Source organism: Streptomyces sp. NPDC054786, assembly GCF_053611685.1.
Window position 1 is genome coordinate 26,839 of the sequence record NZ_JBSHAW010000011.1, and the last position, 18,418, is coordinate 45,256.

Sequence of the window (18,418 nt, forward strand, 5' to 3'; positions counted from 1 at the left end):
GCTCACCCGGAACGTGGAAGTCCGATTTTTCAGGGCACATCCGCCTTGTTGGCTTGATTTCGTCTGGGTAGTCTGGCCGATGATCAACTCGGCTACCTGCAGGAAAAGGATGTTTTCCATGCGCAAGCGCACTCGGGCCGGCGTCATATTCGCCACCTCCCTCCTCTCCGTCGCGGGCTTGGCGGCTCCGGCTTCGGCCGATGGGCCGGCCGGTGCGGCCCGCAACGCGGGGCCTTCCTGCACCTCGCTGTCCAACGGCTCGTTCTGTGTGGGCATCATCGACGGCGGCCACACCGTGAATCTCGTGTACGGGAAGACCGGCGGCTCCGCGGTGACCGTGAAGTTCGGTTACCGGAAGGGCAACGCGAAGCACTTCAGCAACGCGTTCACGGTCAAGAAGGGTGACACGAAGACGTACAAGTTCAAGAACCAGAACCTGGGCTGCAGCACCATCTACGGTGTCCTGGCGGTAGAGGGCCAGGGCGACTTCGAGACGCCGGGTGTGCACAACACCGGCTGCTGACCGTCATCCGCGCGCCCGGCGTCCACGGCGCCGGGCGGCGTGCGGTGAACGGTTCGGCAAACACACAGTCCGGCCTGCGTCCGGCGAAGTCGCCGGGCCGTGCTCATCGACCGGTCGCTCGGTGATGGGGGCGCGGAAGGTTTCCGGATCGCCGATGACTCCTTCCGCAGGGTCTCGCTGCTGGTGCAGGTCGTAGTGGCGAGTGCCAATGGCATCAGGGTCGGTCACCTTGTTGCCGGGGACGGTACGGGAGGCGTTCGTCACCGTTGCCGTGTGGATCCCTCGGGGCGTAACTCGGCGTGCAGGGCGTGTGCCCGGTTGTGCAAGCAGGCCATGGCCAGACCCGCATTGGCCTGGAGCGGTGCGGCGGCCGTGGAGGGCGTGCCGGTAGTCACCGGTAGTCAGCAGCAGTGTCCCCGCCCGCCACGGGCGCGCATCTGCGGCAGTGCCTGTCCCACGGCTGTCACTGCGAAGGATGCTGTTTGCGCCTGCGTCGCCGGCTGGGTCTCCGCGAAGCTCCGCTGACTGCTGACCGTGCTGAGGTCAAGTTCCTGGGCACGGTCGGCGCGGGCTGCAGGGTGCGCGGCGGTGACGTTCACGCCGGCGCCGTGGCCGCCGCAGGGCAGGTTCTGCACACGCCCCGTCCCGGCGGCGCCGTGTGCGACGCCGCCGGGCGCCGGATGGCCGTGTTGTCCGAGTAACTCGTCCTCGGTGACGCCGGCCTGGACGGGCGGGCCGTGCGGGAGGCGTGTCCTTCCGTTGGTCTGGGGGCGCTGCGTACCGGTGTGGAGCCGCTGAAGGTTGATCACCGTCGGCCCGTGGTGGGCACCCTGGCCGTCTACGGCCGGCTGAATCCCTCACCGAGTGTCAACCACGGGTTGACACTCGCTCGGCTGTCAACCTAGGGTTGCCTCATGGTGGAACCGACTCAGATGAACAATCCCGTCCGTCTCGATGACCTCATCGAGGCGATCAAGAAGGTGCACGGCGGCGCCCTCGAACAGCTCCAGAGCGCTGTCGTCGCCGCTGACCATCTCGGTGAAGTGGCCGATCACCTCATCGGCCACTTCGTCGATCAGGCTCGCCGTTCTGGTGCTTCGTGGAGCGAGATCGGCAGGTCCATGGGTGTGACGCGGCAGGCTGCCCAGAAGCGGTTCGTGACGAAGGACGAGCCGGCGTCTGACATGAACCAGGATTTCGGCAGGTTCACCCCCCGGGCCAGGAGTGTCGTCGTCGCGTCCCAGAACAAGGCCCGTGAAGGGGGTCACACGCAGATCGGTACGGGGCATCTCGTGCTCGGGCTGCTCGATGACCCGGAAGGGCTGGCCGCACAGGTGCTCGTCGCCCAGGGCGTAGAGCTGGCGACGGTCGCAGAGGCTGTGGCCGGGGCGCTGCCGGAGCCCTCCGGTGAGGCCGTGCCCGACCTCGTGCCCTTCGACCCCCGCGCGAAGAAGGTCCTCGAGCTCACCTTCCGCGAGGCGCTGCGGCTGGGCCACAACTACGTCGGCACGGAGCACCTGTTGCTGGCGCTGCTGGAGCAGGAGAACGGCGAGGGCGTGCTCAGTGGGCTCGGCCTCGACAAGGCGAACACCGAGGAGCATGTGGTGGCCGCCTTGAGGGCGATCCGGGAGAAGCTCCAGGAGTAGCAGTGGCGCACCGGCCCGCCCGTGTCCGGCGCGGCCCGCCCGTGTCTGGCGGGCGGGCCCTCACAGCAGCGAGGCCACGGTGTACGCGCCGATGGTGCTGCCCGGTTGCCGCTGAGCACGCGGTTCAGTGCCTGCGCCGGCAGCGACGGTGCGGCGCTCCTGGACGGCCTTGTCGATGAAGGCCACGGGATCGGGGTGCTGTCCTGGTCACGCACACGAGTGCGTGATGCTGCAGCCGTTCGGTGGCAGTGGGACGCTGAGGCACGAGTTGTGCGCCGGCTGGCCCTCGCTGCCGTTGCCCTGTACGTCGACCGCACCGGCCTCGGTGAGCGGATGGCATGTGAGGAGGTCCGGGCGCCGCGCCCTGGCCGGCTTCCGCAGCGACGGGGGCGCGGTGGGCGGATGTTGCTCTGAGCGGGAATGGGCTGCACCGCCTGTGGCGGGTTCACGTGCCGGATGTGGTGGTGTCAGCCGTTCATGGCTGCCCAGAACTCCTCGAAGGACATCTGGCGGTCGCCGTTGGTGTCGAGGGAGTCGATCAGTTCCTGGGCCTGCGCTTGGGTGATCTGTGAGCCCTCCAACTCCGCCACGGCCTTGCGGTATTCGTCGGCGGTGACCAGGCCGTCCCCGTCGATGTCGTAGCGCTCGAAGACCTTCCGCGCCGCTGTTTCCATGATGTCTGTCATGTGTCCGCCCTTGTGTGTTCTTTGCTGACGGGCCCAGGCTATCCGTCCGCCCGGAGCGACGCGGGCACTGCCCCACCCACCTGGCCGGTCGTTGCGGACCGGGCTCCTTCCAAGGCTCATGACTCCACCGACCGCGGGCACGGGGCGGCGTGGCCGTCGCCACCGGCCTGACGCGTCAGAACCCCGGTATGGCGGTCGATGTGCCTCGTGCATCAGGAGATCCGGCTGCCCGCGCCCGTCATCGTCTCTTCGCCGCTTCGCCGCTGCCGCGCTCCACCGACGACGACTCGATGACCTGCGACGCAACGTTCCTCGGAGCAGTGACCGACTGTCCGCGGCACCAGGTGGCGCCCTGGGCGTGGTGCCGGTACTCCTTCCCTTTGGTGGGGGTGAGGAACGCAGGTCGGCATCGACCCAGACACGGTGCGTGAACTCCAGGCAGCCTCGTCCTGGCCACGCTCAGTCAGCAAAGAGATTCTTGGGTGGGCGCCGCAGGACACTCCGCCCTTCGGTGGGAAGTGACCGACGGCCCGGCCTGCAGCAGGCGCGTTGGGACGGGCGTGGTCAGTTGGCCATGGCGAAGACGGCTATGAAGAAAACCATGGGGAGCAGCACGATGGCGCTGAGGCCCAGGCCGTGGACGTAGCGCAATCCCTGTCGATTCCCTTCCTCGGGTGACGTCGGCCTGGAGCCCGCCTGGCGTCCTGATCTGCCTCTCCGCAGTGGATCGTCTCGTCCGCCGTGAGGCGCTGCGTCCGGTGTACGAGGCGCGATCGTGGCGCGTATCGGCGCCCGCCTGCTCGGCGGCGCCGTGGGGTCGAGTGTGCGCTGCTGCCCGTCTCCTGGCACCTGCCCCCATAGGCGCAACCGCTCGCCCGGCTGGCAGCCGACCACCTGCGACGCGAGCACGCAGTGCGGGAACCGCGGCCGGACTCTCCCGCGCTGCTCTCCCACCAGCTGGCAGCGCTGCTCCTGCGCGTGCCGCCGGCCGAGACCCCCACCCCCACCCCCACCGCCGGAGGGCGTGATCGGGATGTCTTCCACCGCTACCGGGCTGCGGTCGAGGAGCACTTCACCGAGTGGCACCAAGTCGCCGACTACGCCCGGGTGATGGGCTACGACCGGCGAACGCTGACCCGGGCTGCCCGCGCCGCCACTGGCGTGGGCGCCAAGGAATTCCTGGACCAGCGAATCCTGCTGGAGGCCAAGCGGCTCCTCGCCCACACCGACCTGCCGGTGAGCAGGTGCGCGCAGCGCCTGGGCTTCCTGGACGCCGCGAACTTCACCACCTTCTTCCAGCGTGGCACGGGACAGTCACCGAGCACTTGGCGCACCGCCGATGCCCGCGCCACCCACCCCTCTTGACCCGCCGGACGCGGCCGCGTCGTTCGCGACGAAGCAGCGCCGCAAACCGCTCGCCGAGAGTCTTCCCATGACCTCGGCGCGCGGGTTGACGCACATGGCCACCCTGGAATCCGCGAACTCGCGCGCTCTGCGCAGGCCGGGGATGAAGGAGCCGAGGCCGACACGCTGGAAGCGCCCGCACCCGCTCGGCACCCGCCCCGCACCCGCCCCGGTACCCGCCCCGCGCACGGTCTGGTCGCCGCCCACTTCCGCCACTACGAGGCCCGCTCCGGGATGCCGCTGCTGCACGATCACCTCCTGCTGTCGGTCAAAGCCCTGCGCCCGGACGGCACTTGGCCTCGGTGCTCACAGAGACCCTGTACGAGAACGTTGTGGCCGCATCGACGCTGGACAACGAAATCGTGATGGCTGAGGCGTGTGAGGCTGTGGGGCTGACCTCCGAGCCGCGGACCGTCACGGCCGGTCGCCGACCGGTGAGGGAGGTCGCCGGTGTGCCGTACGAGCTGATCGGCTGGACCGCGCGGCGCGGTGAGCGGATCGCCGCCTGCCTCACGGAGCTGGAGCACGAGTACGTCACCGCCACGGACGACGACGGCAAGCCCGCTTCGGACGGCAAGCCCGCTTCCTGCCCGAGGTCTCCGAGCGGGCCCACGCCGAGCTGAACCGGGTCGCTGCCCGCAAGCCCCGCCCGCCCAAGCAGCAGGCCCATCCGCTCGCGCAACTGCGCGCCTGGTGGAGGGCGAGCGCGATCCTCACCCCCGGGGTGGCCGTCGATGTCATCGACTCGCTCCTCGAGTACGCCCGCGCCGCAGCCCGAGCGATCCGGGCCCAGGTCGCCAAGGTCGTGGACATCGCGCTGGCGCCGTCGACGTCACCGCGATGATGTTCGTGTGAACGGCGGTGGCCGGTCCACCGCCGGCACCTGCTCGCCGAAGCCCGCCGCCACCTCGCCCTCGTCCTGCGCGATCGCACCCGCGAGCCCGGCCTGACCAGCAGATCGTGGACGCCGCGCTCGCCGCGCACTGCCTGGACATCAGCGAACCGAAGACGCCACACGGCCGGATACCGGCCTACCGCCTCTACACCGCCCGATGGGCCTGCCGGCCTCGCACCCGCCCGGCACCCGCCGGCCGCGCGCACCGCCCCCGGACCGGCAACCGGGGGAGCGGGAGGTACCCCGCGTCCCGCTGCGCCACGACCGTGCCGTCCTTGCCAGCGCGGTGGTGCGCGAGAAGCTGCGCACCACGACCGCCGTGCGAAACCGGGGGTCCGACGCCGCCGCGCACCAACAGGCCGCGCTGCCCGAGCAGATGCTCGCGCGCCAAGACCCCGACCTCGACCCCGGCCCCGGCCCCAGCGCCGACCCCCGACCCTGACCCCAGCCCGGCCCCGACCCCGGCTGCCCGGAGCCGGGGACACCGCCCCGACCGGCGATCGACCTGACGGCGCTGCGGGCCCTCAAGCAGTCACGCACCGACGTGGATGTGGAGGCCCTCGATCTCACCAACAAGCGGCTGCGCAACTCACGGCCGCCTTCACTAAGGCGGTCGACCGGACCCACGCGACCATGAACCGCTACGCCGACCGAAGGACAGCGGCGCACCGCACCCGGTACGCGAGAACAACCAGCAGGCGCACCGCCCCGAGCATCCCGGCCCGCACCACGGCGAGAAGCCGGCCGCTGAGTGCACGACATCGCCGGTGACGAAGCAGCGAATCCGCCCGGGTGCGCACCACTCCCGGCCGTACGCACCACCGGTGCGCACCACGTGCGCGCGGCGGTGCGGCTACCGGTGCGCACCGTGGAAGGACGCTGCCAGCACCAGGTGCTCGTCCCGCATCGTCTCCAAGGTGTCGGCGGTGTCCTCATCGCCGGGGACCGGGACGACGTTCACGGTGAACCGGATGATGCTGCGGACATGCGGCCGGCGCTCCGGCCGGCCCTGGCTATTCCGCCGGGCGAATCCAGGTCCGGGCGAGTTCCGCGACCCAGGTGGTCGCCGCGTCGGGAGCGGGCGGCGGTGCGCCGACGACGACGAGTTCGGTGACGCCCGCCGCACCGAGAGCGGGGAGGTGCTCCGGGATGCCGTCGCTCAGCGCGACGGCGACCGTGAGCTCGTCAACAGCGCGACCGTGGCGGGCGCACTCATCGGCGAGAACTGCGAGGCGCGCCGGGACGTCGGCCGCCGGGACGTTGAAGCCGTACCAGCCGTCGGCGAGCGTGGCCGCGCGGCGCAAGGCGGCGTTGCTGTTGCCGCCGACCACGACCGGGAGCCGCCCGCCGCGCAGCGGCTTCGGGTTGACCCGGATCGCGTCGAAGCGGGTGAACTCCCCTGCGAAGGACGCCGGGTCCTCGGCCCAGAGGGCGCGCATCGCGGCGAGGTACTCTTCGGCGCGCCGCCCGCGGTCGGCGAAGGGAACTCCGAGCGCTGCGAATTCCTCGGCCGACCAGCCGACCCCGACCCCGAGGCTGAACCGCCCGGCGCAGAGCACGTCGAGTGTGGCGGCCTGTTTGGCGACCAGGACCGGGTTGTGCTCAGGCAGCAGGAGCACACCGGAGGCGAGCTCGATCCGGCTGGTGACCGCCGCCGCGAAGGCTAGGGCAAGCAACGGGTCCAGCCAGTCCGCGTCCGCGGGCACGGCGATCCGGCCGTCCGCGGAGTAGGGGTAGCGCGAGGCGGGCGCGTCCACGAGCACCACGTGCTCGCCGCACCAGAGCCTCGCGAAGCCGTGCGTCTCCGCGGCTGTGGCCACCGCACGGATCACCTCGGGACGGGCACCGTCACCGATACCGAGCGCATGCAACCCCACTCGCATACTCCACCTCCACGCGTCACCTTAAGTGCGAAGCGCGGACACGCCCGGGTGACACGGCACGCTGCCCAAGAGGGCGCAGGGCGAGGCCGCCGGCCTATCGGCGGGAGCCGGCCTGCTTGTTGGCGCCGGCCCGAGGATTGCTCAGCAGGCCTGGATCGCCGGGTCGGTTCTGCCCTCCCGCGACAGCCGTTCCTGTGCTGTGAGAATCTCGGCCACCGGGCCTCCCCACGCCGCCCCGCCCGGTGTGTCCGGCTCGAGCAGAGCGAGCCCGCAGCTGAGCACAGCGGTGACCCGATCAGGACACACCCTCTGCCGTCCGTCACGTCCATCGCATGGCGATGGCGGAGAGTTGCTCCACGCGCTCCGGGGTGCGGGTGGCTGCTCGGGAGCGTTGGTTGCTGACCCAGGCTCCGAGTCGGAGGTTGTGTTCTTCCTGGTTTTTGCCGTGTGCAGTCGGCAGACGGCACAGCCACCGGGCCTGTTCCAGCTCCTGCCATGGTGCTGATCCGAGCCCCATACGCAGCCCCTTGAGCAGGCCCGTGGGCATCCAGAGTCTCCCCGGACTGTTGGCGCGCAGGGCGCACTGCACGGCCCCAGCAAGCGGGCGGACGCGGTAGTGGGTGGCGGGAGAGCAGCTGCGAGGTGGCTGAGCATCTCCCGGACCCGCACTGCGGACCCAGGTTCCCGAGGTTCTCTCCTTCTCCGGCGCCGCCTTGGCAGACGAGGCAGGGGAGGGGATGTCGTCAGCGCCGACTCCGGGACGATGGCGCTGTGCGCGGTGGCGTGTGCGCAGGCGGTGCAGGCGTCGGTCAGGCGCCACAGGCGTCCCCCGCGTTCGCAGGTGAGCACCAGCCTGATGGGGCCTGAGCAGCCGCGGTGGCGCGCGGATGCCACGGGCAGCCGCGCGCGTGGCACTGGCACGTGCGCAGATGCGCCGGCAGAGCATCACGGCGGGCGTGGACGGCCAGGTGCGCCACCACTGTCGGCCGTGCTGCTGCCGCCGCTGCCAGAGGCAGGGGACTGCCGGATGTGGGGCACTGAGAGCAGGCCATCAGGTGCCGCCGTGCCGCCGTGCCGCCGTGCCGCCGTGCTGCGGTCGCAGCTCGACCGTCCAGGTGCGGCGCACGGTCGGTTCGGTCGCGCACAGCCTCATGACCGTAGGCCTTTCTTTCTCGTCCGCGTCGACGGCGGAGTCATCGACGCGGTGGTGGGAGAGGGGCGGGCGGAACGTTAGTGCAGACCTCTGCCCTCTTTCGCGTGGCCGTCACCTGCGGAAATAGGGCAGAGGTCTGCACTGACAGGGCAGGGGTCTGCACCTTCGGATAAGAAGGTGACGATCTTCCCGCCCGACCCGAACCTCACCGCCCTGCGCCTGGAGCTGGGACGGCTGCGGGGCGAGCGCGGATGGCCCTACGACGAACTCGCCCGCCGCAGTGGCCTGGCCAGACGCACCCTCATCGAGATCGAGCAGGGCCGCACCATCGGCAGCCTCAAGACCTGGCACGCCCTCGCCCACGCCCTCGACGTCTCCATCGAGCACCTCTTCGGCGCCCTCTGCAAGGGCCACACGCCACCAGCCGACGCCGCCGAATAGCCTTCCTGCCCCGCCCCGGGCAGTTCGCCCGATCCGGGCCTCGACCGCGAACGCACAGAGGCGAATCGAATGTATTCGCGCCGCAAGTGAGCCATCCGTGGGATGGGGACGGCATGGGCACCGCGATTCCGGTGCGCCGACTGTCACTTTCACGGCCATGCGCTCCACCGCCTTGCCAGCCCGCCGATGGGACGGCAGCCCCACCCGCCCGCACCACCGCCCACGTGCCCTGAGCGTCGCTACGGTCAGCCCCAGCCGTCTGCTGTGTGCGCCTCAGCCGGCACGCTGCCGCGACAGCGGCAACCGCATCGACTGGTACACCCGCACCAACCAACACCCCATCAGCCTCCATCCGCACGAGATGACCGCAGCCGCCGTTCCCGCCCGATGCCGCTGGCACGTCAGCTCCGGCCTCGCCCACCCCGCAGGACGGCACACCCTGGTGCCGCGTCCCCCACACCACCCTCTGCCCGCACACCCCGTCACCGCGCCACTCACCGCACAGCTCGCCGAACTGCGCCGCCACCTCGCACTGCGCACCCGACGCCTGCTCGACACCGGCGCCTTCACACCACACCCCACCGAACCCGCACCAGCCCCACCCACCACGCCGTGCCAGCCCGCCCGACCCGTGGTGCAACTTCTGTACTGCCGCTACCTCGCACAGCGCCCCCTCGACGACATCCCGTGCGTTGCACAGACCCACCCACGCCACCGCTGCACCCACCCCGTCCTCGCCCCGGACGCACCGACGGGAACCTGGACACTCCTGTCGGCCACGCACTCCCACGGCCAACTCACCTTTCCCGTATTCGAGATGGCCGTCTACGACCTGGGCCAACTGCCCTACACAGAGCAACTGCGCTGGCGCACTCAACGCTGCCCCCTCCACGCAGCCACCTCACAAGCCGCCGACCTCGCGCTCGCCGAGTGGGAGGTCTTCGACCCACTGATGCATCACTCGCACATGCACCCCCGCCTGCCCACCGCCATCCGCCACCGCGGACGCAGCAAGTGACACCCGCGGCTCAGCCCACCGCCACCCCCCCCGTCCCGCGCACCACAACCGCGAACCGGCCATCTATCAATGGCGCGGCGCCAAAGACGTCATGACCGGCTTCGGCGGCACCGACCTGGCCCTGTCGAAGTCCTTCCGCTTCGGCCCGCTCCTCGCCCACGAAGCCAACCGCTGGCTCGCCATCGCCGGCGCACCGATCCGCCTGCAAGGCAGTGAAGCGATCCCCACCGAACTCGGCTTGGTCTCCTGCCCGGACGCCGTCTTGTGCCGCACGAACGTCGGCGCCATCACCGAAGTCGTCCAACTCCGCGCTACCGGACGCCGCGTAGCCCTCGTCGGGGGAGGTGACAGCTTGCGCGCCCTGGCCTTGGCCGCCCGCGACCTGAAGGAAGGCCGCCGAACCAGTCACCCCGAACTCGTGCTGTTCACCTCCTGGGGCGACTTGCAGGACTACGCCTCCTACGACCCAGCAGGCCGCGACCTGCAGCCGCTGATAGATCTCGTTAGAAAGCACGGCACGGACGCCATCCTCGCTGCCGTCAGCCAGCTCACTGATGAAGACCAGGCGCACGTGACCGTCTCGACCGCGCACAAAGCGAAAGGCCGCGAATGGCCCAGCGTGCGGATCGCCGACGACTTTCCCCCACCTCGGGACAGCGGCGAGCAAGACGATTCCGGCCGTCCCATTCCTGGCCCGATCGATGACGCCGAAGCCCGTCTTGCCTACGTCGCCGTGACCCGCACCTGGACCCGACTCGACATCGGAGGCCTCGCTTGGGTCGAACAACACCCTGGTGGCAGTCTCTATGCCACCCCGTCCAGACTCCTGACGTATGGCGCGGACGTTGCAAAGCGCACTTGCATCAACGGTTGACCAGGTCCTACAGGCCCCTCAGGAGAACACACTGCGTGCCTTGAGGAAGGAAATGATCGGCCGAACCACTGCAGAATCCCCCGGGACTTTGTGTGTGCCGTTCGGCTGCAATGAAGAGAGACGTGCTGGACGGGGGTCGGCTGATGAGACGGGCTGTAGCCCGCAGACTGCGGGCAACCAACCAGGCAGTGGGGAAGGGCTGGCGGCGCCGGCGGGCACCAGCCTTTCCCGTTTCACCTGCCAGATCAGAAAAGCTGGCTGAGTGGTCCTCGGGTTGGCCCACGTTGAATTACTCCAGATTATGCCATTCGTGAGTGCAGGCTCCCCGGCACTCTGTTTCTCTGCGGCGCGTGTCTGCCACGGAGAAAGTGGAAATGAGGACGCGAAAAGCCTTCGTATACTCCGCGGCTGGAAGATTGATGATCGTCGCCATCCGATCGAGGATTGGTTCCCGGACGATCAGCACCGCAGGGGTCATCGTGGGCTTCACGCCGGATTTGGCAACGCCTTCCCGGCCGTCCTGCGTTGTGATGTGGGCCTGCATGGCGTAGCAGCCGATTTCACGCAGCACTTCTTTTTTATCGGCCTCCTCTAGCGAGGTGAACCACTTTACGCCCTCCTCCAAGGAGAGGAGTCCTTGAGCCATTTCATTGATGATTCGTTCTGAGGGGGTCATCGAGTTATCTTTTTCCAGGTCGATCTCACCCTGAGCATCCAGCCGAGGCTCTACGTCCGAGGTGACGTAACTGGCGAAGTTGAGTGCCGCGCAACCGATGATCCCGGGAGGGGATTTCCCTGCGGCTGCACGGCCATTCTTGGACCTTGTAGCTCATCTCTGTTGCCAGGGTAGGTGTACTCGCCTTGAAAGAATAGGACTTTCCTGGATATTACTCAGTGGTCAGCCTCCAAGCCTTTTCCAACTTCGCCTTTGCTGCCCCTGCGCTAATTCGCAGTTCTCTCCACTCTGCTGAATTTTCAAGAGCGGTGCTGGTCCAGATGGGATCTGGCATCTCGAGAACGGAGTCCACTCGTTCGTTGACCTCAAGGAGTGCGAGGTAGTGTGCTTCGTTGAGGGAGCCGTCACTTACTCTAGCGCGAGCGACATGCAACACGTCGTCGAACTGCAGCACGATTTCATCCAGGTCCACATTCGACTCCCGAGCATAAGCCGATTGACGATCCGGCGTTGCGCTGAGCAGCTCCAATGCAGACAATGTCCATCGTTGGAATCTCGCCATGCCTTCCTCTGCGCTCATCGAATGATTCCTCCCAGATCCCCTTCGGGTCCTACGGCTCTCCAGTATGCCCCCTTGCCGTGATGGCCGCCGCCAGGATTCCATCTAAGCATCCTCCCGGTTTCGTGTCCGCGATCTGTATATTCGCGGATTACCCAGCCGCCATTTTCATTCTTTCCATTTCTCAATGTTTCTTCCTGCCACCCCTTCTTGCCTTCAAAGAATGGGCGAACCTGATCCGGTTTAACGCCCCCTCTCAGGATGGAGGGAGTGTCAAAGATGTCCTCATAAGAGCGAACTCCGGGGAGCCTTCCCGACTCTTGGCTGAGCTGTCTGCGCAAGCGCTCACCGTCGGCAGCGCTCTCAGGAAAACGCGGCTTCGGGCCTAAGAGCCCACCCGTGCCTCCCGGGACAATAGGCATGACGCCGTATGCCATGTTTTCGCACAGATCACCCGATTTGCATGGGGGGCCATACCAAATGTCATGGAGGCCGCCGCGCCAGTCTCCACGTTCGAACTTCCCGAAGACGCTACCGGCAGGGAAAAACAACGGGGTTCGCGGAATTTCCTGGGGGGCCATTCTTTCGGGCCGCTCGCATCCGCACGCGTACTGGGAAGCCGCTCGCCACCCCGCGCTCTGGTGAACCGAGCTGGTGTAGTGGGCGCCTGCGGCGCCCAAGCCGCTGGACCCGCCGAAGGGACGCTCGCCCTTCCGTTGGCCGGTGTAGCCGGCGTGTTGGGGGTCGCCGGCTACGGGGTAGCCGTCTCCGCAGATGTCGCGGCGGCATAGTCCGGAGGGGTCGGAGTCGGTGACGGGGTTGCTGCCGGCGTAGGTGTATCCGTTGGCGGATTCTGAGTCGGCCAGGTCCATCACGGGGTCGACGGAGAGGAAGCGGCCGGTCTCCGGGTCGTACTCGCGTGCGCCGAGGTGTGTCAGTCCTGTGTCCGCGGTGTCGTCGGTGCCGCCGACGTAGCCTTTGGTGCCGGGCCAGTTGGTGGGTTTGGTGCCGCGGGGGCCGCCGAAGGGGAGGCTGCGGCGTTGGGTGAGGGACTGGTCAGCGGTCTTGATGGCGAGTTGGCCGGTGCCGAGGGGGTCGGCGAGGGTGATGGTGTAGGTGCCGTCGTCGGACAGGACGGCCTGGTTGCCGCTGCCGAGGGGGATGTAGCGGGTGGCCTTGGGTTTGTCGGCGCCCTTGTCGAGGGTGAGTTCGGTGTGGTCGCCGAGGGTGAGGGTGGTCCGGTCGCCGGTGCGGGTGATCAGGCGGTTGCCGTCGGCGTCGTAGACGTAGCTGGTGGTTTTGGTGCCCTTGTCGCCGGCTGGTTCGGTGACCTTGGTGAGGTGGCCGTCGGCGTCCCAGGTGAGGGTCTGCTGGTCGCCGGACAGGGTGCGGGTGGTGGTGTTGCCGGTGGGGTCGTATCCGTAGGTGGAAGTGCTGGTGCTGGTCGGGCCGGTGGTGTCGACGGCGGTGAGGGTGTGGGGCTGAGGCGTGCCGGGCTTGGGGTAGCGGTAGGTGCTCTTGGTGTCCTTGGTGCTGTCACCGGTGGGGTCGTGCTGGGTGAGGGTGGTGCGGTTGCCGGCGGCGTCGTAGCCGTAGGACTGCCAGTACGGGGCCGGGCCCGCGATCAGGTTGCCGGCCGGACCTGCGGCGCAGGCCTTCTCGTCCTGGGTCCAGGCTTCGGCCAGGCGTCGCAGGTGGTCGTAGGTGAAGCACTGGGTGTCGGTTCCGGTGCGGGAGACGTCGGAGAGGGAGGTGACGTTGCCGGCCGGGTCGTAGCCGTAGGTGGCGGACTGGTCGACGCCTGCGACGTCCTGGCGGTCGACGCGGGAGGTGGCCAGGCGCTGGGTGCCCCACTCGTAGGTGTGGGTGACCTGGGCGGGCTTGCCGCTGCCGACGATCTTGTAGGTGAGGGGCTTGCCGGTGAGCGTGTAGGTGGCGTCGGAGCGGATGCCGGTGCCGTAGACCGATGTCGCCCGCATCGTGCGGTCGTCGTAGGCGTAGTTCCAGCCCTTGCCGAGGATGTTGCCTGCCTGGGAGACGCTGCGCCCTCTGGGCAGACCGTTCGCATACAGGCTGGTACTGGCGGTGTAGGTGCCGGCCAGTGCGCCTTCGGATTCGGGGATGACCGTGGCGGTGCGCAGCGGCCGGTAGACGGGGTCGTACTGGGTGATCTTGTTGGTGTACGGCTTGCCGTCGACGTAGCGGGTGGACTCGGCGAGTTGCCCCTTGGCCCCGGTGACGGTGTCGTAGACCCACTTGGCGCGCAGGGGGCCGCTCGCGGTCTTGTCGTGCAGTTCCGTCTTGCGGCCGAGGCCGTCGTAGACGGTGGCCAGCACGGCGCCGCCTGCGTCCTCGGTGGAGATCTGCTGGCCGCGGTCGTCGAAGGCGGCCTTCGTGATGCCCTTGTCGGGGTCTTTGGACCAGGTCTGGTTGCCGAGCTGGTCGTACTGGTAGGCCCAGGTGTTTCCTGCCGGGTCGGTGACGCCTGCGAGCTTGCCTGCCGGGGTGTGGGCGTAGCGGGTGGTCTGGGCCGGGGCGTCGGCGGCGCGGGAGCGGTGCCGCAGGAGCTGGGTGGTCTGCCCGCGGGCGTCGGTCAGCGTGGTGGTGGCGGTGGCGCCGGTGGGCGGGATGACGGTGGTGCGGTCGCCGCGGTAGAGCGTGCTGGTGACGGCGAGGACCTTGCCGCCTTCGCCGTTGCCGGCGACGTCACGGCTTTCGGTCTCGCGGCCCAGGCCGTCGTAGGTCTTCCACGTCTGGGTCTCGACGCTCAGGGCGTCGGCGGGCTTGAACAGCTCGCGTTCCGGCTTCTTGGCGACGTAGTACGGGGCGAACGTCTTGGCTGCCAGACCGCGTTCGTTGTAGAAGGTGTCGCTGATCAGCCAGCCGGCGTCGGGCCCCGGCTCCTGGGTCTGGCGGGGGCGGAGGTAGCCGTCGTAGAGGGTGTACGAGACGGTCTGGGTGCCGCCCTCGGGAGTGAGGGTGCGGGTGGCCACGGTGGCCGGCTTGCCCTCGTCGACGTAGTAGTCGAACTGGTAGTTGGGCAGTAGTGAGGTACTGCGGCGGTCCGCTAGCCACACCTTCGCAGAGCGGCCCAGCGCGTCGTACTTGAGGGTGGTGCGCTTGCCGTTGGTGTCGACGGTGGCGGCGGGCTGGCCGCGCAGTGGGTCGAGTTCGGTGGTGGTCTGGGCTGTGGTGGTGTCCTTGGCGTCGGCGGGGGGTGTGGTGGTGACGGTTTTGGTGGGGAAGCCGGTGGTGGGGGTGTAGGCGGTGGTGGTGGTGCGGCCGTCGGTGCGGGGGGTGCGGGTGGGTGCGCTGTCACCGATGGCGGTGATGTTGGCTGTCAGGTCGGTGACCTTCTCCGGGCGTCCGTAGCCGTCGTAGGCGGTGCCGGACTCCAGGTAGGTGGCCGTGGTGCCGTCGTGCTTCTTCAGCGTGGCGACGGCGGTGGCATCACCCTTGGCGGGCGCGGCGCCGTAGCCGCCCCCGTCGTAGGCCGTGCGGACATCGGAGATGACGTCCGTCGCACGGTCGGGGCTGCTGCCGCATCCGGTGGCGACGGTCTCGACGCGCGTGGGCAGGGTGAGGAGGTTCTGGTCGGTGTTGGTGGCGTAGGCGGTGCGGGTGCACCGGTCGTCATCCGTAGTGGAGTCGTCGCCGCGGTCGCTGACCTCGGTGACGCGGCCGGCGACGGTGTCGAAGGTGGAGGCGGTGGTGGTCGTGCGCCACTTCGCGCCGGCGCCGTCGTCGAGCGAGGTCCAGGCACGCGTGCTGGCCGTGCCGCTGAAGTTCGCCGTGACGGTGCCCCAGGTGCGGACTTTCTTGGCCGTCTCGTGGTGCCAGGGCCGGCTGACGCTTTTGGCCAGGACCTTCCCGCCGGGCGCCGAGTAGGTGGCGGTCTTGTAGGCGAAGCCGGCAGCCGAGGCGTCGTCGGTAAGAGGCTCGCCCTCTCCCTCGTCCAGGGGGACGGTGACGTCCTTGGTGCCGCCCCCCGCGGTCTTGCGGTCGCCGTCCATGCCGCGCAGGAAGTAGCTGTCCTCCTGCGTCTTCATGGCGTCCGCACCCGTGCCCTGGCCGCCGGTCCGGACGCGGACGTGGCCGTAGCCGCGCCACTGGGACCAGGTCTTGAACTTCTCCTTGGTCAGCCCGTCATCGTCGTCGTAGTGCCAGGCCGCATCATCGCGGTAGTCGTAGCGGGTGACCTGGTCCGGCGCGCCCCCGGTGCGGTCGGCGGTCGTCACGGATTCGACGACGTATTTGTTGAACCACTCCCTGTCCATGTCGTCACTGGCGCTGCCGCCGATGAACTGGGGGAAGCAGCGGGTGGTGTTGGACTCCGGGGTGGGCAGGTCGTTGAACGCGCAGGCGGGCTCGGAGTAGTTGACGTCGGTCTCGCCGCCGTATTCGTCGTCGACGGCCGACAGGCGGTCTTTGACGTAGGGGGCGTAGCCGTCGCCGGTTTTGTCGAGGCGGTTGGCGAGCTGGGTGTAGGCGAAGGTGGTCTTCGGCAGGGTGAGGGGCGTGGTGTCGGTGTGGCCGGTGTGCTGGATGGACTCGAGTTCCAGCTGGTAGTCGACGTCGGCCTTGCCCCAGCGGTGGGTCAGCGACCAGGAGTCGACCGGGGTGAGGGCACCGTCCTTGAGGACCTCGGTCGTCACCCCCGTCAGGCGCTTGCGGGTCCAGAAGGTGGGGGAGAGGCGCCCCTGGTCACAGGTGGTGCCGGCCTTGCAGTTCAGGTCCCAGGGTGTGTCGTACCAGTAGAACCTCTTGGCGTCGATGGTGTCGGCGGCACAGGTCACTCCGTCCTGGGGAAGACAGCGCTCGGCGTTGGTGAAGGACACCCGGGCGAGGGGTTTGCCCGCGTAGAGGTCGGCGGAGGTGCGGCCGTATTCGATGCGCTTGAGGTAGCCGCCGCGGGTGTAGGGGGTGTCGTCGTCCTTGTCCAGGTCGCGGCCGTAGGAGTTGGTCTCCTTGCCGTAGTAGTACGAGACCGCGTCGCCGTGCGGGTCGACGACGTAGTCGAGGTTCCAGCGCCACCCCTGCTGGCACCAGGAGTCCTTGAAGGTGTCCTTGTGGCAGTCCTCGCCGCTGTCGTTGCCGAAGACCGGGACGGTCCACGTCGAGTCCGTGGTGTCTTTCCCGGCGGCCCAGCCGGGCAGCTTGTGGTAGCCGAAGTAGAAGCGGGTGCCGGACGGGTCGGTCAGCTCCCAGTACTCGCTGTCGTTGTCGCCGTTGTCCCGTGCCGACGACGTCAGCCGCCTGATCTTCGTGCCGTCGTCGCTCTGCAGCTTCCATGTGTCCTTGCCCGCGGGGACGAGCTCACCGGCCTTGCCGTTGAAGGAAAGGAAAGCGTTGTCGTACCCCCAGCACAGGTCGCCCGGCTTGTTGCCGTCGGCGTGCTTCTCCCCGTCGTCGGAGCAGGGCTTGTAGCGACGCTCGATGTAGCCGGGCCACAGCTCGAAGCCGTCGCCGGCCCAGGACCCCTGGTTGTTGCTGTTGCCGGTGCGGCCGTCGATCGAGCCGGAGGAGTACGACAGGCCCACGTTCGGCTTGAGGCCGCCGGGGACCTCGGGGACGGGCATGTCGTAGGACCAGGTGAAGTCACCGGTGTTGAGGTTGGTGTCCCAGGTGGCGGACGGGGCGAGACTGGTGGCCTTGTAGTCGCCCTTGACGCTCTTGTCGTCACCGACCGCCGCCAGCACGGTGGGCCCGTTCGCGCGCAGGGGCACCGAGGACGCGGTCAGGGTGTGCTTCTCGGTGTCGTTGCGGGTGGCCAGCGGCTTCGCGGTGCGGCACTTGGCCTTGTCCGGGGCGGTCACCGCGCACGCGGGGAGTTCGACCAGACGCAGCCGGGAGGCGTAGCCACCGCCGTAGGCCCCGGCGAAGTCGCCGTAGTCGACGCCCACCCGCAGCGGGCCCGGCTCATGACGGGCGGCCGCCGTCGGGCTCTGGGCCGGCTGAAGGGTGAACAGCAGCCCGTCGACACCGGCCCGGCGGCTGTGCTGCCGGCTCAGGACACGTGCGGTCACCGATGCCGGCACCGTCCCGTCCGGCGCACTGAGCTTCGCCCCTGCGGACTTGGCCGGCTTGCCCGATCGGGCGGCTGAGGGAGCCAGGGTCAGGGGAAGCCGCCTGCCCTTCCCACCTGCCGTGGCCGACGGTGGCGAGGCGCCGGGCCCGGTCAGGCGGATGGTGGCCGTGGCAGCCTCGGGCCAGTCGCGCTGGGGGCGCGGCGCGGGGGTTCGCGGCCCCGCAGGCAGCTTCCGGGGCCTGATCCGTGCGCCGGAGGAGCCGGGCACGGCCATGCCGACATCCGCACGCTCTGCCGCACCCGCACCCGCACCCGCAGCTGCGGCGGGTTGTGCCACCGCCGGCAGGACCGGTAACAGGGAGCCGACGAGCACCGTGGAGATGCCCACGGCGAGTCTGCGCCGCAGCACGGCGTGTGTGACCAGGCCAAGCATGCCGTTCATGTCCGTCCACCCTTTGCCGCTCACCGCAGGTGCGCCCGTGGCGCCGCGGTGTTGCCTACGTCAGGAAATGTCTGCTCGGTGTGTGGCGGGGGGGGGGGGGGGGGCCCGCCCCCCCCCCCCCCCCCCCCCCCCCCCCCCCGGGCGGCCCGGGGGGGGGGCGCCCCGACAGGCCGGGGGACGGGGCGGCGCA

Annotated in this window: 15 protein-coding genes and 1 pseudogene; 9 read left to right on the plus strand and 7 right to left on the minus strand. The window is 69.1% G+C overall.

From position 1 onward, the window contains the following. Positions 1–118: 118 nt before the first annotated feature. The gene (locus ACWGI6_RS11610; RefSeq protein ID WP_453267317.1) at positions 119–523 is read left to right on the plus strand and encodes a hypothetical protein; all 405 of its coding nucleotides are present in this window, start codon (positions 119–121) and stop codon (positions 521–523) included. A gap of 914 nt (positions 524–1,437) precedes the next feature. Further along, positions 1,438–2,169, plus strand: coding sequence for a Clp protease N-terminal domain-containing protein (locus tag ACWGI6_RS11615; RefSeq protein ID WP_453267318.1), 732 nt, complete (start codon positions 1,438–1,440; stop codon positions 2,167–2,169). Between the two features lie 60 nt (positions 2,170–2,229). Here the strand turns inward: ACWGI6_RS11615 and ACWGI6_RS11620 are convergent, their stop codons facing one another. Together ACWGI6_RS11620 and ACWGI6_RS11625 are read right to left on the minus strand one after the other, a co-directional pair. Continuing rightward, entirely contained in the window at positions 2,230–2,355 is a 126-nt protein-coding gene (locus ACWGI6_RS11620) for a hypothetical protein (RefSeq protein WP_453267319.1), read from the minus strand. Between the two features lie 281 nt (positions 2,356–2,636). After that, positions 2,637–2,855, minus strand: a complete 219-nt coding sequence (locus ACWGI6_RS11625) for an EF-hand domain-containing protein (protein ID WP_453267320.1) — start codon at positions 2,853–2,855, stop codon at positions 2,637–2,639. Between the two features lie 912 nt (positions 2,856–3,767). Here ACWGI6_RS11625 and ACWGI6_RS11630 point away from each other — a divergent pair. From ACWGI6_RS11630 to ACWGI6_RS11645, 4 genes are all read left to right on the plus strand, one after another. Continuing rightward, complete coding sequence (locus ACWGI6_RS11630) at positions 3,768–4,220, plus strand: helix-turn-helix transcriptional regulator (protein ID WP_453267321.1); 453 nt, start codon at positions 3,768–3,770, stop codon at positions 4,218–4,220. 231 nt (positions 4,221–4,451) lie between these two features. Continuing rightward, entirely contained in the window at positions 4,452–4,625 is a 174-nt protein-coding gene (locus ACWGI6_RS11635; RefSeq protein WP_453267416.1) for a relaxase domain-containing protein, read from the plus strand. Next, complete coding sequence (locus ACWGI6_RS11640; RefSeq protein WP_453267322.1) at positions 4,562–4,882, plus strand: hypothetical protein; 321 nt, start codon at positions 4,562–4,564, stop codon at positions 4,880–4,882. Before ACWGI6_RS11635 ends, ACWGI6_RS11640 begins: the two co-directional genes overlap by 64 nt. A 429-nt stretch (positions 4,883–5,311) precedes the next feature. Next, positions 5,312–5,596 carry a hypothetical protein gene (locus ACWGI6_RS11645; protein ID WP_453267323.1) on the plus strand — a complete coding sequence of 95 codons (285 nt, stop codon included), beginning with the start codon at positions 5,312–5,314 and terminating at the stop codon, positions 5,594–5,596. Positions 5,597–6,167: 571 nt separating this feature from the next. Here ACWGI6_RS11645 and ACWGI6_RS11650 read toward each other — a convergent pair. Further along, the gene (locus tag ACWGI6_RS11650) at positions 6,168–7,037 is read right to left on the minus strand and encodes a TIGR03619 family F420-dependent LLM class oxidoreductase (RefSeq protein ID WP_453267324.1); all 870 of its coding nucleotides are present in this window, start codon (positions 7,035–7,037) and stop codon (positions 6,168–6,170) included. Between the two features lie 319 nt (positions 7,038–7,356). Beyond that, a complete protein-coding gene (locus ACWGI6_RS11655) occupies positions 7,357–7,983 on the minus strand; it encodes a helicase associated domain-containing protein (protein ID WP_453267325.1) in 627 nt (208 codons plus the stop codon). A gap of 384 nt (positions 7,984–8,367) precedes the next feature. Here ACWGI6_RS11655 and ACWGI6_RS11660 point away from each other — a divergent pair, with 384 nt between their 5' ends. The 3 genes and pseudogenes from ACWGI6_RS11660 to ACWGI6_RS11670 form a co-directional block, all read left to right on the plus strand. After that, positions 8,368–8,631 carry a helix-turn-helix transcriptional regulator gene (locus tag ACWGI6_RS11660; RefSeq protein ID WP_453267326.1) on the plus strand — a complete coding sequence of 88 codons (264 nt, stop codon included), beginning with the start codon at positions 8,368–8,370 and terminating at the stop codon, positions 8,629–8,631. Between the two features lie 157 nt (positions 8,632–8,788). Beyond that, positions 8,789–9,649, plus strand: coding sequence for a DUF6083 domain-containing protein (locus ACWGI6_RS11665; RefSeq protein ID WP_453267327.1), 861 nt, complete (start codon positions 8,789–8,791; stop codon positions 9,647–9,649). 58 nt (positions 9,650–9,707) lie between these two features. After that, positions 9,708–10,523: pseudogene (locus tag ACWGI6_RS11670) on the plus strand (3'-5' exonuclease); the annotation flags it as partial. Positions 10,524–10,812: 289 nt separating this feature from the next. Here ACWGI6_RS11670 and ACWGI6_RS11675 read toward each other — a convergent pair. The 3 genes from ACWGI6_RS11675 to ACWGI6_RS11685 form a co-directional block, all read right to left on the minus strand. Next, the gene (locus ACWGI6_RS11675) at positions 10,813–11,199 is read right to left on the minus strand and encodes a DUF5958 family protein (protein ID WP_453267328.1); all 387 of its coding nucleotides are present in this window, start codon (positions 11,197–11,199) and stop codon (positions 10,813–10,815) included. A 211-nt stretch (positions 11,200–11,410) separates the two neighbouring features. Next, positions 11,411–11,779 (minus strand): hypothetical protein, encoded by a 369-nt coding sequence (locus ACWGI6_RS11680; protein WP_453267329.1) that lies wholly within the window; start codon positions 11,777–11,779, stop codon positions 11,411–11,413. After that, on the minus strand, positions 11,776–17,784 hold the full coding sequence (locus ACWGI6_RS11685) for an RHS repeat domain-containing protein (protein WP_453267330.1): 6,009 nt from the start codon (positions 17,782–17,784) through the stop codon (positions 11,776–11,778). Before ACWGI6_RS11685 ends, ACWGI6_RS11680 begins: the two co-directional genes overlap by 4 nt. Between the last annotated feature and the right edge of the window lie 634 nt (positions 17,785–18,418).